Raw genomic sequence first — 14071 nt, forward strand, 5'->3', positions numbered from 1 at the left:
ATTCAGGGGGCGGTGTGGAGTATCTGTTCAAGCAAACGCTGGCGTTGTGCTGGTTGACACTGGGAGCGCTGGCGCAACCGGTGTGGGCCGAGGAGGCGGGCGGGGAGCCCGAGCCCTCGGCGCGGCGGGTGGACGTCAACGAGTATTTCGTGCGCGGCAATACCGTGCTCGACGCGCGGGCGATCGAGGAAGCGGTGTACCCGTTCCTCGGCCCGCAAAAGACCTTGAGTGATATCGAGGGTGCGCGTGATGCTCTCCAGAAAATCTACCAGGCGCGTGGCTATCAATCGGTGTTTGTCGAGCTGCCAGAGCAGAAGGTCGATGACGGCATCGTCTACCTGCAAGTCAGCGAAACCAAGGTCGGCCGCGTACGGGTGGTGGGTGCCAAGCACTATTCACCGGTGGAAATCCGCGAAGAAGTGCCCGCGTTGAAAGAGGGCGCGGTACCGGATTTCGCCAGCGTGCAAAACCAGCTCGCCGGCCTCAATCGCGGCGCCGGGCGCCAGGTCACGCCGTTGGTGCGCGAGGGCCAGCGCCCCGGCACCATGGACGTCGACCTGCAAGTCGAAGACCAGAACCCCTGGCACGCCAGCCTCGGCCTGAACAACGACTACAGCGCCGACACCGAAAAGCTGCGCAGTGTCGCCACCCTGGGTTACGACAATCTGTGGCAACTGGGCCACAGTGTGTCTCTGACTTATTTCACCGCGCCTCAGGACAGCGACAACGCCAAGGTCTGGTCGGGCGCCTACAGTGCGCCGCTCAACGAGCGCTGGACCTTGCAGTTTTCCGGTTACCAGTCCGACAGCAACATTGCCACCATCGGCGGCAGCAACGTGTTGGGCAAGGGCCATTCCTATGGCGTTTCGGCGATCTACAACCTGCCGGCCAGCGGCAGCTGGGCCAACTCGTTGTCAGTCGGCGTGGACTTCAAGGACTTCGATGAAACCCTGCAGTTCGGCGCCAGCAGCGATCAGGTCCCGCTCAAGTACGCCCCGCTGACCTTTGGCTACAACGGCTATCGCTACACCGAACAGTCACAGCTGGGACTGGGGCTGAACCTGGTGGTGGGTACCCGTGCCTTTTTCGGCTATGGCAGCGATGACGAAGCGTTCAGCACCAAGCGTTGGAACGCCAGCGCCAGTTTCGCCGCACTCAAGGGCGACCTGAATTACACCTACACCTTCAAGGGCGACTGGCAGTCGGCGTCCAAGGCCGGCTTCCAACTGGCATCCGGGCCGCTGGTTTCCAACGAGCAGTACTCCGCCGGTGGCGCCACTTCGATACGCGGTTACCTGGCCGCCGAACGCACCGGGGATGAAGGCTACTTGCTGTCCCAGGAGCTGCGCACGCCGTCCCTGGCCAAGTTTCTCGGCAGCTATGTGCAGGAGTGGCGCTTTTACGCGTTCGCCGAAGGCGCGCGGTTGCGCCTGCACGATCCGCTGCCCGAGCAGGAAGACGAATACAGCCTGGCCAGTGTTGGTCTCGGCACCCGCGCCAGTTTGAGCAAATGGCTGTCCGGCAGTCTGGATTGGGGCTACCCGCTGCTCAATGGACCGAACACCCAGAAACAGGACTCGCGACTGCACTTCAGTGTGCAGGCGACTTTCTGACCCTTTTTTCCGGAGAACCTTTCACATGCAACGCCTATTCCTGAGCCTGTTGATTTGCCTGGGCTTCGCGCTCCCGGCCACCGCCCATGCCTGGTGGCAGGACGATTGGCACTACCGTAAACAAATCTCGGTGGACACCACGCCCCAAGGCGCGGCGATCAACCAGGCGCTGGGGCGCACGGCGCTGCTGATACGCCTGCACACCGGCAACTTCACCTTCGACGGGGTCAAGGACGACGGCGCTGACCTGCGCTTTGTCAGCGCCGATGACAAGACCGTGTTCAATCACCAGATCGAGAGTTTCGACCCGTTGATGGGCATGGCCTTGATCTGGGTCGATATCCCCAAGATTGAAGGTGCCCAGCGTCAGGACATCTGGATGTACTACGGCAACCAGAAAGCCCCGGCCACGGCCAATGGTCAACTGACCTTCGACCCGGACTACACCGCGCTCTACCATTTCGACGCAGCCAACGGTACGCCAGCACGTGACACCACGGCCTATGGCAATAACGCACTGAACGCGACCGGCGCGAGCATCGACGGGGTGATCGGTCGTGCCTTGCAGTTCAGCGGCGAGCCGCTGGTGCTGCCCGCCAGCCCGTCGCTGCAACACAGCGCTGCCGGCGCCTTTACCTTCAGTGCCTGGTTGCGCCTGGATCAAGCCGCTGGCGAACAAGTCGTACTGGCCCGTCGGGAAGGTGCCAGCAGCCTGCTGCTGGGCGTGAACGAGGGCACGCCGTTTGTGGAAATCGATGGTCAGCGCGCGGTCTCGACCCAGCCGTTGAACCCGGGTCAATGGCAGCACCTGGCGTTTACCGCGGTCGGCAACAGCGTGACGCTGTACGTCAACGGCCGCGAGACCGCGAGCTTGGCGCAGGCGATGCCGGCGTTCAATTCGCAGCTGCTGTTGGGGGCCGATTTGCCGGAGGCCGCCAGCGGCTATCTGCCGTTTTCCGGTGCAATGGATGAACTGCGCCTGTCCAAAGTGGCGCGTTCAGCCAACCTGTTGCAGGCCGACGCCAACGCCCAGGGCGCGGAGTCGAAATTGGTCGCCTACGGTGTGGATGAAGAGCAGTCGGGCTTCGGTTTCGGCAGCCTGGGCTTCCTGCTCAAAGCGGTGCCGGTGGATGCCTGGGTGATCATCCTGGTGCTGGTGGGCATGATGATCCAGTCGTGGTTCATCATGTACCGCAAAAACCGCATGGTCAGCCGCGTCAGCAGTGCCAATGAAATCTTCCGCGAGGCGTTCGCACAGATTGGTACGCGCCTGGAAATGTACTACGACGACCCCGTGCTGGCCGAGCGCCTGACCCACTCTTCGCTGTGGCGCCTGTATCGGGTGGCGGTCCAGGAAATTCGCACCCGTCGGGCCCAGGGCGCCGACACCTCGTCAGTCTCGGCGGCGACCATCGAGGCGATTCGCTGCTCGATGGACGGCGTGCGTACCCGCGAAAACCAGATGCTCAGCGCCAAACTCTCGACCCTGTCCAACGCGATTGCCGGCGGTCCCTACATCGGCCTGCTGGGCACCGTGCTGGGGATCATGGTGGTGTTCCTCGGCACGGCCATGGCCGGGGACGTCAACATCAACGCGATTGCCCCAGGCATGGCGGCGGCCTTGCTGGCGACGGCCATGGGCCTGTTCGTGGCGATCCCGGCACTGTTCGGCTACAACCGCCTGATCACCCGCAACAAGGAAGTCAGCGCCGATATGCGAGTGTTTGTCGATGAGTTCATCACTCGCCTGGCGGAAATGCACGGCGAGAGCCAATCCAGTGAAGCGGCCCATCGACGCGGCCATCACGCCAACGTACCGGCCTGAGGAGGAACGTCATGGCTTCAGTGAATACCTCCCACGACGATGACGATGACGCCGCTGTCGACAGCATCAACATCACGCCCCTGGTGGACGTGCTGATGGTGGTGTTGGTGATGTTCATCCTCACCGCGACCGCCCAGGTCTCGGGAATCCAGATCCAGCTGCCCAAGGCCAGCGCCTCGGTGTCGTTGTCCGAGGCCAAGACCAAGGCCATTTCGGTGAACGATGGCGGCCAGGTGTTCCTTGACGCGTACCCGGTGACCCTGGGTGAACTGGAAGAGCGCCTGCGCATCGAGAAAGCCTTGAACCCGGAATTCCCGGTGATCGTGCGCGGGGATGCTTTGGTGCAGTACCAGAAAGTCATCGAAGTCCTCGACTTGCTACGCCGGCTGGAGCTGTCCCAGGTGGGGCTGGTCACCGGTAAACCGAGCCAGGGCTGACCATGACCGCACAGATGCCGAACCCGCCGACGCCCGTGAAGAAGTCGCCGTTGCGCCCGCTGAAATGGGGCGCGGGCCTGCTACTGGGGGCCGTGGCCGCCTGGTTTCTCTGGCAATGGGCCAATGACATGAGTGGCGTGCGGCGTGAAGCGCCCAAGGTGCCGATGATCATCCCGTTGCCGCCGCCACCACCGCCGCCACCGGAACCTCCCAAGGAGCCCGAACCTCAGGTCGAGGAAAAGATTCCCGAACCTGAACCGACGCCCGCGCCCGAAGAGGTCAAGCCTGCGGAAGAAGCGCCGCCAAGCCCCGCTGACGATTTGGCTAACCCGATGCAGATCGACGGCGATGCCCAGGCCGGTAACGACGGCTTCAACGTCGGTGCCGGCAAGGGCGGTGGCATGGCCGGTGGGGGTGGCGGTCTGGGCACCGGCACATTCAAGCAGTACCTGGCCGGGGTTTTCCAGCGCCTGCTGCGTGAAGACCCGGAGTTGCGCAAGAAAGCCTACGCGGTACAGGCCGATTTGTGGCTGAGCGCCGATGGCGAGGTGACACGCGCTGAGTTGGTGAAGTCCAGCGGCGATGCCGACACCGACGCGCAGGTGTTGGCGGCGCTGCGAGCCACACCGCGCTTGAAAGAGCGCACACCGGCGTCGCTGACCTTGCCGGTGCGCCTGTCACTCAAGGGCCGGCGCCCGGATTGATCGAAACTTTTTGCAGTTTTCTACAGGAGTTGTGTGCAGATGATTTCCCACGTGAATCGATTGACCCTGGCGGTCGGCATGGTCATCGCGACCCTGGTCGGCCAGGCAACGGCCGCTCCGGCCGCGCCTTCGGAAAACGCCACGATCAACCTGATCCGCCTGCTGGTGCAGCAAGGTGTGCTCAAGCAGGAGCAGGCCGAAGGGCTGATCGCCCAGGCCGAAAAAGAGGCGTTGCAGGCACGCCAGGCCAATGCTGCAACGGCGGTTGCCGCCGGCCCAGCTACGGCGCCGGGGGATGTGCGGGTGCAGTACGTGCCGGCAGCGGTACGCGAGCAGATTCGCGATCAGGTCAAGGCCGAGGTCATGGCCACCGCCAAGCAGGAGAACTGGGCCCAACCCAATACGTTCCCCGATTGGGTATCGCGCATCAGTTTCGATGGCGACATTCGCCTGCGGGATGAGTCGCGTTACTTCTCGGGTAACAACAGCAATGAAATCGTCGATTACGCCAAGCTCAACGAAAACGGTCCCTACGACGTCAACAAAGACACCAACACCCGGCTGCCTCCGCTGCTCAATACCCGCGAAGATCGCGAACATCTGTTCCGACTGCGCGCGCGCCTGGGCATGAAAGCGCTGATCTCGCCGCAATGGACCGCCGGCATTCGCATCGGCACCGGCTCCGACAACAACCCGGTGTCCACCACCCAGACCCTGGGCGGCGGTTTTGGCAAAAAAGACATCTGGCTGGACCAGGGCTACCTGAGCTGGAAAGCCTCCCCGGACTTGACCTTGACGGGCGGACGGATTGCCAACCCGTTCTATTCCACCGACTTGATGTATTCCGGCGACCTCAACTTCGACGGCGTGGCGGCGATCTTCAACCACACCCTCAATAACGAGTGGGGCGTGTTCGGCACCCTCGGCGCGTTCCCGGTCGAGTACAGCTCCGACAGCGCCAGCAGCAACGGCTTTGACAAGGAAGAGAGTGACAACAAGTGGCTCTTCGGCGGGCAGATCGGCGCCAACTGGAAGATCAACCGCAGCAACAGCCTCAAGGGTGCATTGGCTTACTACCGTTTCGACGACATCGAAGGCCAGCGCTCCAGCCCGTGTTCACCGTGGGCCGGCCAACCAGGCTGTGACACCGACGGTTCGCGCGTGGCCTTCATGCAGAAGGGCAACAGCGTATTCCTGCTGCGCAACATCAGCGCCAACCCTGCGACACCGGGCCTGACCCCACAGCCGCAATACGTGGGCCTGGCGTCCAAGTTCGATGTACTGGACCTGAACCTGGTCTGGGATAGCGAGTTGCCCGAGGATCTCAAGCTGCGCAGCCAGACCAATTTCATTCATAACCTGGCGTACGACAAGGGCGAAATGCTCAAGCGCAGCGAAGGCCAGATCGTCAACAACATCAACCGCAACGGCGAGTTTGAAAGCGGCGCCAACGCATTGATGGTGCAGTTCACCCTCGGCAGCGCGCTGGAGATGAGAAAGGCCGGCGACTGGAACCTGTTGGCCGGCTACAAGTACATCCAGCCGGATGCCTTGCCGGACGGCTTCAACGATTCGTCGTTCCACCTCGGTGGCACCAACGCCAAGGGTTATTTCATCGGCGGCAACTACGGCATCGACAAGAACATCTACGCCAGCGCCCGCTGGCTCAGCGCCTCGGAAGTCTATGGCGCGCCGTTCGAGGTCGACGTCATGCAACTGGAACTCAACACGCGCTTCTGACGCGCCGGGAGAACACCCATGAACATGCGAATTGGCGGCCTGTTGTTGGTCATCGCCAGCCTGACCGCCACGGGCGCTTCGGCCGAAGGCATGGAGGAGCGTCTGCGCACCCAGCTGCGCAGCACCACCGCCCAGTTGCAGGCCCTGCAAAGTGAGCAGGCGCAGGCCAGCGCCGCAAGGATCGCCGCCGAAAACCAGGCCAAACAGGCGCAGGCGCAGATCAAGCAATTGACGGCCGAGTTGGACAAGGCACGCGGCGCGGCTGAGCAACTGCTCGGTCAACAACAAGCCTTGCACAGCCAGGCTCAAGCGCAGGTGGCGGCCAGCGCGGAACAGACCGGCAAGTTCAAGAAGGCCTATGACGAGCTGCTGGTGCTGGCGCGTGGCAAAGAGACCGAGCGCGCACGTTTGCAAGCGCAATTGAGCGAGCGTGACACACAAGTGCAGCAATGTTCAGCCAAGAATCAACAGATGTACGGCATCGCCCAGGAACTGCTGGCAGCCTACGAAAAAATCGACGTGGCCGAGGTGATGAGCATTCGCCAGCCGTTCGCCAGCGGCGCGCGGGTCAAGTTCGAGGAGTTGGCCCAAAGCTTTGGCGACGAGCTGTACAAAAGCCGTTTTGATGCGCCCCAGGCGGCGCTCAACCACTGATCAACAAGGAATAGATGAGCATGAACGAATTGATTACCAGCGTGACCACCCAGAGCCTGACCGAACTGCTGCAAGAAGCCGGCTACCGCGTCAATCAGACCGAGCAGAACGGTATCGTGCAGTTGCTCAGCGCCAGCCAGGGCATCGGCTTTGCTGTGCGTTTCGGTAACCCGGCGACGGAGCAGGGCAGCTATGTAGACTTCACCTACAGCTGCGCGCTGCGGGTGCAGGGCCAGTTGCCTGAAGGCCTGGCGCAAGTGTGGAATGCGTCGCGACGTTTTGCCCGCCTGTCATTGCAGGGCGAATTCCTGCTGATGGAAATGGATGTGGTGGTGGCCGGCGTTGGCGCGCTTCACCTGCGCAGTCAGCTGGAATTGTGGGACCGGCTGTTGCAGGAGTTTATTGTCTATCTGCGTGATTACAGCCAGACCGCCACGCAACTTCAGAGCCCGCCGGAAGTAACGCCTGCCGTGGATACTCGCGAGGAGGCGCCAGCCCTGTGAAAAAACCAACCCTGGTGGTCGGCGCCGGTGCGCTGGTCCTTTTGGTGGTGGCGGTGGGCTTGAGTTTGCGCCCAGGCAGTGATCCGGTGGCCGCCCAGCAACCGCCCGCTGACGCTTTCCCGGAAGGCCCCGCAGTGGCGCGTCTGGGCAATCAACAGGTGGCGTTGCCGGAGCTCAAGGCGTTGCTGGCGACCCTGCCGGCCGAATCTCGCGAGCAGTTGCGGGGTAACCGTGGCGCCCTGGAAACCTGGATTCGCTCGCGCCTGGCGCAGAAAGCCGTGCTGGAACAGGCCGACGCCCAGGGCTGGCGCCAGCGTCCCGAGGTGGAACAGCAAACCCGTGCCGCCACCGAGCAGATTGTGTTTCGCGACTACATGTTGTCGGTCAGCCAAGTACCCGCCGATTACCCCAGCGCCGCCGAATTGCAGCAGGCCTATGACAGCGGCAAGGCGCAATGGGTAACGCCGGCGTTGTACCGGGTCAGCCAGATCTTCCTGGCGGTCGATGATCCCCAGCGTGTCGAGTCGGTACGCCGCCAGGCCCAGGAACTGAGTCGCCAGGCCCAGGCCGCGCCTGATCAATTCGCCGCCTTGGCCAGCCAGTACTCCCAGGACGAAGGCACGGCCAAGCGCGGTGGCGACTCGGGTCTGCAACCCTTGCAGCAACTGGTGCCGGAGGTGCGTGGCGTGGTCTCTCGTCTCAGGCCAGGCGCCGTCTCGGACGCGGTCCAGAGTGCGGCCGGATTCCATGTACTCAAAGTCACCGAGCAACAACCGGCGCGTACCGCCAGCCTTGACGAGCTGCGCGAACGCTTGACGCAAGCCCTGCGGGCGCAACGTCAGGAACAGATAGCCAAGGCTTACCTGGAAGGCATGCTCAATACCGCGACCTTGAGCATCGACGGCGCCGAGTTGAACAAAGTGCTGGAGTAGGAAGCTGCGGTACGCATGGATGCACAGACCCATCAGACAGGGAGTTTCCAATGGACTATCCAGAGCCCGGCGTCCCCCAAGGCATGCTGCCGTACCGCTCGCCCGGCGAACCACGCGAGGCTTGGCTGGCCTTGGCGACCGCGATCGAACCCGAAGTGGCGGGGTACTTCCTGATCAGTGCCCGCTGTGGCTGTTTCATGCAGGCGGCACGCAGTCTGAATATCAAGGCGACGTTGTTGCGTAAGCGGCTGGTTCAGTTGGAAGAGCAGATGCAACGCTCGCTGTTCAGCTATCAGGGCAACGTGCTTACCCTGAGTCGCGACGGCCAGCAGTTGCAGGCCCGACTGATCTCCCTGGCCCACGAGCGGCGCTTGCCGGTGCAGGCGCAACCACTGATTCGGCTGGCGGTTGCCGAGACGATCCTGCACGACATCTTGGGGCGTGACTTGATCGCGCTGCTGCGCCGCAATGCTCGTGTGCGCCTGGATATTGTGTCCATCGACAGCCCGTTGGCATTGCAGGCGGTTGAAGCGGACGTGGTGCTGTGGCTGGGGGCCATCGACTCGCCGGAACCGGGACCGCGTTTCGTCACGCATCCACCGCGAGCCCTGGCGCGCCTGGACTACCTGCCGCATATCGCCAAGCGCTACTCGCGCCTGGCGGCGCGTCCGGACAGTATTGATGACCTGATGGATTATATGTTGGTGCAATGGCAGCCTGACCACCTGGTCGACGCGTTGCAGCCGTGGAACCGGCTGGTGCAGCAACGCGTGGCGGGAGTGGTGCAGGTGCAGGCGTATCCGTTGATGCTGGAGATGATTCGATGCAGCGCGTGTATTGGTTTGCTGCCGCGCTACATGAGTTTTTTCGACCGAGGCTTGACCGCCTTGTCCGGATTGTTTAGCGAGGACATGCAACGCCAGGTGTGGATGGCGGTCAATGCCGCGACTGCGCATCCGCAAGAGGTGGAGATACTGGTGGCGATGGTGCTCAATACGTTTGAGGAGCGGCGGGAGTGGTTCAGCGCAGAGCACTGAGCACTGGCTATGTCATCTACGGGATGTTCGGCGAGGGAGGCTCAGGCCACCACTGCCTGAATTTGCAACGCACCCTCAACGTCCTTGACCAGGCCACTGGCCAGCAACAGTGGCAACAAGCGTTTGTGCAACTGCGGTTCGACAAATTCCTTCAGCGTTTCCAGCGCCAGATCACCGCTGCCGGGCAACTCGGCCTTGGTGTAGGACAACCAGGCCTTCTTCAATGCCAATAACACATCGCTGGCGGCGGTAGACGCGAAGCGGCGGTTGCTCACCTGGCCCTGGAAGTTGAAGGTGTGCTGATACGCGTAACCGCTCTCGTCACCGGCGCTGGCGACACAGCGTACGCAGGTGCATGGGCCATCACCGAAAGCGGCAAGCAGGTAGCTATTGAAGTCCACCACGGGCTTGAGCGACAGGCGCTTGTCCACTTCGAACAGGTCCCCGGTCATTTTGGCATCAGTACTCACGGTGCGTTTCCTCGCAGGTCTACGGCAGTTTTTTCAAAGCGCGGCACAATACCAGTCGGACGGCGGCGATGGGGATTTTTCCATGAACGCTTGGACATTAACGGAAAAACTCCCCCGGCGTGGCATCGAACTGCTGGCGAAACGCAGCAATAAACGCCGATATCGATTCGTAGCCACAACCCAGTGCCACGTCCGTCACCCGTTCGCCGCGCTCCAGGGCGGGCAGGGCGCCCAGTAGTCGCAGGCGTTGGCGCCAGGCGCGGAACGTCAGGCCGGTGTCGCTCAAGAACAACCGGCTCAGGGTTTTTTCGCTGACCCCGAGTTTCTGGCTCCATTGGCCCAGCGTGGTCGACTGTTCCGGACGCAGGTTCAAGCTACGGTATATCTGCCGCAAGCGACTGTCATGGGGCAGCGGCAGCATCAGATCCACTTGCGGCGCGGCAGCCAATTGGTCCAGCAGCACCCGGGCCAGTCGTCCATCCGGTCCGTCCTCGACATACGCCACCGGCAGTTCGCTGAAACGACGAATCAATTCGCGCAGCAGATCGCTTACGGCCAACACCTGACAGCGATCGGCCGCCCAACCGGTCACGCTGCAATCGAGGTACAGACTGCGCATCTCCGTGTGCGGCGAACTGAACACCTTGTGCGGCATCCCCGCCGGGATCCATACCGCGCGCTGGGGTGGCGCGACAAAGCGCCCGGCGCTGGTCTGGATCTCCAATACCCCGGAAATCGCATACGACAACTGCACCCACGGGTGGCTGTGGCGCCGGGTGAGGGCGCGATTGGGCAGGGATTCGGTGCGGCCGTACACCGGTCGTGGCAGGCTGGACAGTCCGGGAATTGTGCGGCGGACGGTTTTTTCATGTCCTTTAGGCGGCATTTACTGGCTCGTTGGCGTTAGTCGGTAACAAGCCGTTACGTTAGAGTCGGCATGACGCTCTTGGCAACCCCTGGAAGAACAGCCCATGACCCGCCCTCGTTTTTTACCCGACAACTTCACCCTGACCTTGATTGCCACGGTGATCCTCGCCTCGCTGCTGCCCGCCAGCGGCCAGACCGCCGTGGCCTTCGGCTGGGTGACCAACCTCGCCATTGCGCTGCTGTTCTTCCTCCACGGTGCCAAACTCTCACGCCAGGCCATCGTCGCGGGTGCTGGTCACTGGCGCTTGCACCTGCTGGTGTTCAGCCTGACGTTCGTGCTGTTCCCGCTGTTGGGGCTGGCGCTCAAGCCATTGCTGTCACCGATGATCGGCAAAGATTTGTACATGGGCATGCTCTACCTGTGCGCGCTACCGGCCACGGTGCAGTCGGCGATTGCCTTCACGTCCCTGGCCCGCGGCAATATCCCCGCGGCGATTTGCAGCGCGGCGGCTTCCAGCCTGTTCGGCATCTTCCTGACACCCCTGCTGGTGACCTTGCTGCTCAACGTGCATGGCGATGGCGGTTCTACCGTTGACGCGATCCTTAAAATCAGCGTGCAGTTGTTGCTACCGTTCGTTGCCGGGCAAATCGCCCGCCGCTGGATCGGCGCCTGGGTGGGGCGCAACAAGAACTGGCTGAAGTTCGTCGATCAGGGTTCGATCCTGCTGGTGGTCTACGGTGCCTTCAGTGAAGCGGTCAACGAAGGTATCTGGCGCCAGATCCCGTTGTGGGAGCTGGGCGGCCTGGTGGTAGCCTGCTGTGTAGTGCTGGCGCTGGTGCTGGTGGCCTCCATGGTGTTGGGCAAGGTTTTCGGTTTTAACCAGGAAGATCGCATCACCATCCTGTTCTGCGGCTCGAAGAAAAGCCTGGCCACCGGCGTGCCGATGGCCCAGGTGTTGTTTGCCGGCAGCACCATCGGTGTACTGATCCTGCCGCTGATGCTGTTCCATCAGATTCAGTTGATGGTCTGCGCGGCGCTGGCCCAGCGTTATGCCCGGCGGCCGGAGACGATTCCAGAGATGATGGCGCAAGTCGATCCCTGAACCATCGTGTTACTATTTTTGCGCGCTGCTCCAGGGCTGGCATCGGGCCCCCAAGGATCGGCGCGCAACAGAGTAAGACGACCCGTCAATGAGCACCTGCGCCGCAACACCTCAAGCTAACTGGCAACCGGTCATCGCTCTCGCGCTGGCGGCCTTTGTTTTCAACACCACCGAATTTGTCCCGGTTGGCTTGCTCAGTGCCATCGGGGCCAGCTTCGCCATGCCGATTGCCAATGTCGGGCTAATGCTGACCATCTATGCCTGGGTGGTGTCGCTGACGTCGCTGCCGGTGATGTTGCTGACCCGTAACGTCGAACGGCGCAAGCTGTTGATCGTGCTGTTCGGCATGTTTATCGCCAGTCATATACTGTCGAGCGTGGCCAATAGCTTTGGCTTGTTGATGGTCAGTCGGATCGGTATTGCGCTGTCCCACGCCCTGTTCTGGTCGATTACCGCGTCCCTGGCCGTGCGCCTGGCACCGGAGGGCAAGCAGGTCCAGGCCCTAGGCTTGCTCGCCACCGGTACATCGCTGGCGATGGTGTTGGGGATTCCGCTGGGGCGCCTGCTGGGTGAAGCCATGGGCTGGCGCACCACATTTCTGGTGATCGCCGCGTTTGCCGCCGCGCTGGTGTTTTGGCTGGCGCGCACCTTGCCGTTGCTGCCGAGCCAGAACTCGGGGTCGTTACGCAGCCTGCCGCTGCTGTTCAAACGCCCGGCGCTGGTGGCGCTCTATATGTTGACCGCCTTGGTGGTGACCGCGCAGTTCACCGCCTATAGCTACATTGAGCCTTTCGTCGAGCGTGTCGCGGGGCTTGGCGGGAGTGTCGTGACCCTGGTGCTGCTGGTGTTTGGCGGTGCGGGTATCATCGGTTCGCTGTTATTCAGTCTGTTGCATCGTTTCAATCCCTATCGATTCCTGGTCATCGCCGTGTCTGTCTTGGCGCTGTGCCTGGGGCTGCTGTTGCCGCTCAGCGGTGATGTGACGTATCTGGTGGGATTGAGTGTGTTCTGGGGCATGGCGATCATGGCGTTTGGCCTGGCCTTGCAATCGAAAGTGCTGGTGCTGGCGCCGGATGCCACTGATGTGGCGATGGCAATGTTTTCCGGGATTTACAACGTCGGGATCGGTGGCGGGGCGTTGTTGGGGAGTTGGGTGGGGGGACACTTCGGGTTTGCCTGGATTGGAGCGGCAGGCGGCGGGTTGGCGGTGATGGCTCTGGGGGGGTATTGCTTGGCGATTTATCGGTTTGGGCAGGGTGGGGCACGGTGATTTTTGGTTGGCTTGAGAACTCTCCCCTCACCCTAGCCCTCTCCCCACGGGGGCGAGGGGACTGACCGAAGTGTGCTGAGAAAATGGGCGACCTGAAACAGCGTATTGATTATGGATTCCACGGCGATCTTTCAGGTCACCGTAAATCGCCAATATCCCCCATTCAGTCCCCTCTCCCCACGGGGGCGAGGGGACTGACCGAAGTGTGCTGAGAAAATGGGCGACCTGAAACAGCGTATTGATTATGGATTCCACGGCGATCTTTCAGGTCGCCGTAAATCGCCAATATCCCCCATTCAGTCCCCTCTCCCCACGGGGGCGAGGGGACTGACCGAAGTGTGCTGCGAAAATGGGCGACCTGAAACAGCGTGTTGATTATGGATTCCACGGCGATCTTTCAGGTCGCCGTAAATCGCCAATATCTCCCATTCAGTCACTTCTTCCCACGGGGGCGAGGGAACTGACCGAAGTGTGCTGCGAAAATGGGCGACCTGAAACAGCGTATTGATTATGGATTCCACGGCGATCTTTCAGGTCGCCGTAAATCGCCAATATCCCCCATTCAGTCACTTCTTCCCACGGGGGCGAGGGGACTGACCGAAGTGTGCTGAGAAAATGGGCGACCTGAAACAGCGTATTGATTATGGATTCCACGGCGATCTTTCAGGTCACCGTAAATCGCCAATATCCCCCATTCAGTCACTTCTTCCCACGGGGGCGAGGGAACTGACCGAAGTGTGCTGAGAAAGTGGGCGACCTGAAACAGCGTATTGATTATGGATTCCACGGCGATCTTTCAGGTCGCCGTAAATCGCCAATATCCTCCATTCAGTCACTTCTTCCCACGGGGGCGAGGGAACTGACCGAAGTGTGCTGCGAAAATGGGCGACCTGAAACAGCCTAGTGATTATGGATT

General features: G+C 61.8%; 13 protein-coding genes. 11 read left to right on the top strand and 2 right to left on the bottom strand.

The genetic code is table 11. The features are described 5' to 3' along the window. Positions 1 to 14 precede the first annotated feature (14 nt). The 9 genes from AC6CIA_RS23185 to AC6CIA_RS23225 are packed head-to-tail and all read left to right on the top strand — an operon-like array spanning position 15 to position 9445. The gene (locus AC6CIA_RS23185; RefSeq protein WP_498315471.1) at positions 15 to 1613 is read left to right on the top strand and encodes a ShlB/FhaC/HecB family hemolysin secretion/activation protein; all 1599 of its coding nucleotides are present in this window, start codon (positions 15 to 17) and stop codon (positions 1611 to 1613) included. 25 nt (positions 1614 to 1638) lie between these two features. After that, entirely contained in the window at positions 1639 to 3438 is a 1800-nt protein-coding gene (locus AC6CIA_RS23190) for a DUF2341 domain-containing protein (RefSeq protein WP_498315473.1), read from the top strand. Positions 3439 to 3449: 11 nt separating this feature from the next. Beyond that, positions 3450 to 3875: an ExbD/TolR family protein gene (locus tag AC6CIA_RS23195; RefSeq protein ID WP_084377935.1), complete on the top strand. Its 426-nt coding sequence runs from the start codon at positions 3450 to 3452 to the stop codon at positions 3873 to 3875. A 2-nt stretch (positions 3876 to 3877) separates the two neighbouring features. Beyond that, entirely contained in the window at positions 3878 to 4579 is a 702-nt protein-coding gene (locus tag AC6CIA_RS23200) for an energy transducer TonB family protein (protein WP_498315475.1), read from the top strand. A gap of 39 nt (positions 4580 to 4618) precedes the next feature. Then, positions 4619 to 6319: a putative porin gene (locus tag AC6CIA_RS23205; RefSeq protein ID WP_498315477.1), complete on the top strand. Its 1701-nt coding sequence runs from the start codon at positions 4619 to 4621 to the stop codon at positions 6317 to 6319. A gap of 18 nt (positions 6320 to 6337) precedes the next feature. Next, positions 6338 to 6973: a DNA repair protein gene (locus AC6CIA_RS23210; RefSeq protein ID WP_498315479.1), complete on the top strand. Its 636-nt coding sequence runs from the start codon at positions 6338 to 6340 to the stop codon at positions 6971 to 6973. Positions 6974 to 6987: 14 nt separating this feature from the next. After that, on the top strand, positions 6988 to 7476 hold the full coding sequence (locus tag AC6CIA_RS23215; RefSeq protein WP_498315481.1) for a YbjN domain-containing protein: 489 nt from the start codon (positions 6988 to 6990) through the stop codon (positions 7474 to 7476). Beyond that, positions 7473 to 8408: a peptidylprolyl isomerase gene (locus AC6CIA_RS23220; protein ID WP_498315483.1), complete on the top strand. Its 936-nt coding sequence runs from the start codon at positions 7473 to 7475 to the stop codon at positions 8406 to 8408. The genes AC6CIA_RS23215 and AC6CIA_RS23220 overlap by 4 nt, the downstream gene beginning before the upstream one ends. Positions 8409 to 8458: 50 nt before the next feature. Next, positions 8459 to 9445 carry a LysR substrate-binding domain-containing protein gene (locus AC6CIA_RS23225; protein ID WP_498315485.1) on the top strand — a complete coding sequence of 329 codons (987 nt, stop codon included), beginning with the start codon at positions 8459 to 8461 and terminating at the stop codon, positions 9443 to 9445. 41 nt (positions 9446 to 9486) lie between these two features. Here the strand turns inward: AC6CIA_RS23225 and AC6CIA_RS23230 are convergent, their stop codons facing one another. Together AC6CIA_RS23230 and AC6CIA_RS23235 are read right to left on the bottom strand one after the other, a co-directional pair. Next, positions 9487 to 9915 carry a hypothetical protein gene (locus AC6CIA_RS23230; protein WP_498315486.1) on the bottom strand — a complete coding sequence of 143 codons (429 nt, stop codon included), beginning with the start codon at positions 9913 to 9915 and terminating at the stop codon, positions 9487 to 9489. A gap of 97 nt (positions 9916 to 10012) precedes the next feature. After that, the gene (locus AC6CIA_RS23235) at positions 10013 to 10801 is read right to left on the bottom strand and encodes an AraC family transcriptional regulator (protein WP_498315487.1); all 789 of its coding nucleotides are present in this window, start codon (positions 10799 to 10801) and stop codon (positions 10013 to 10015) included. Between the two features lie 85 nt (positions 10802 to 10886). On the opposite strand from AC6CIA_RS23235, the gene AC6CIA_RS23240 reads away from it, so the two are divergent. Together AC6CIA_RS23240 and AC6CIA_RS23245 are read left to right on the top strand one after the other, a co-directional pair. Next, positions 10887 to 11885 carry a bile acid:sodium symporter family protein gene (locus AC6CIA_RS23240; protein WP_498315488.1) on the top strand — a complete coding sequence of 333 codons (999 nt, stop codon included), beginning with the start codon at positions 10887 to 10889 and terminating at the stop codon, positions 11883 to 11885. Positions 11886 to 11973: 88 nt separating this feature from the next. Further along, complete coding sequence (locus AC6CIA_RS23245) at positions 11974 to 13155, top strand: sugar transporter (protein ID WP_498315489.1); 1182 nt, start codon at positions 11974 to 11976, stop codon at positions 13153 to 13155. The last annotated feature ends 916 nt before the right edge of the window (positions 13156 to 14071 follow it).

This window comes from Pseudomonas sp. GQ91 (genome assembly GCF_059758795.1).

Excerpts from the sequence above, each read along its gene's own strand:
- AC6CIA_RS23190 (WP_498315473.1), top strand. The coding sequence starts at position 1,639 with ATGCAACGCCTATTCCTGAGCCTGTTGATTTGCCTGGGCTTCGCGCTC.
- AC6CIA_RS23195 (WP_084377935.1), top strand. The coding sequence starts at position 3,450 with ATGGCTTCAGTGAATACCTCCCACGACGATGACGATGACGCCGCTGTC.
- AC6CIA_RS23200 (WP_498315475.1), top strand. The coding sequence starts at position 3,878 with ATGACCGCACAGATGCCGAACCCGCCGACGCCCGTGAAGAAGTCGCCG.
- AC6CIA_RS23205 (WP_498315477.1), top strand. The coding sequence starts at position 4,619 with ATGATTTCCCACGTGAATCGATTGACCCTGGCGGTCGGCATGGTCATC.
- AC6CIA_RS23210 (WP_498315479.1), top strand. The coding sequence starts at position 6,338 with ATGAACATGCGAATTGGCGGCCTGTTGTTGGTCATCGCCAGCCTGACC.
- AC6CIA_RS23215 (WP_498315481.1), top strand. The coding sequence starts at position 6,988 with ATGAGCATGAACGAATTGATTACCAGCGTGACCACCCAGAGCCTGACC.
- AC6CIA_RS23225 (WP_498315485.1), top strand. The coding sequence starts at position 8,459 with ATGGACTATCCAGAGCCCGGCGTCCCCCAAGGCATGCTGCCGTACCGC.
- AC6CIA_RS23235 (WP_498315487.1), bottom strand. The coding sequence starts at position 10,801 with ATGCCGCCTAAAGGACATGAAAAAACCGTCCGCCGCACAATTCCCGGA.
- AC6CIA_RS23240 (WP_498315488.1), top strand. The coding sequence starts at position 10,887 with ATGACCCGCCCTCGTTTTTTACCCGACAACTTCACCCTGACCTTGATT.
- AC6CIA_RS23245 (WP_498315489.1), top strand. The coding sequence starts at position 11,974 with ATGAGCACCTGCGCCGCAACACCTCAAGCTAACTGGCAACCGGTCATC.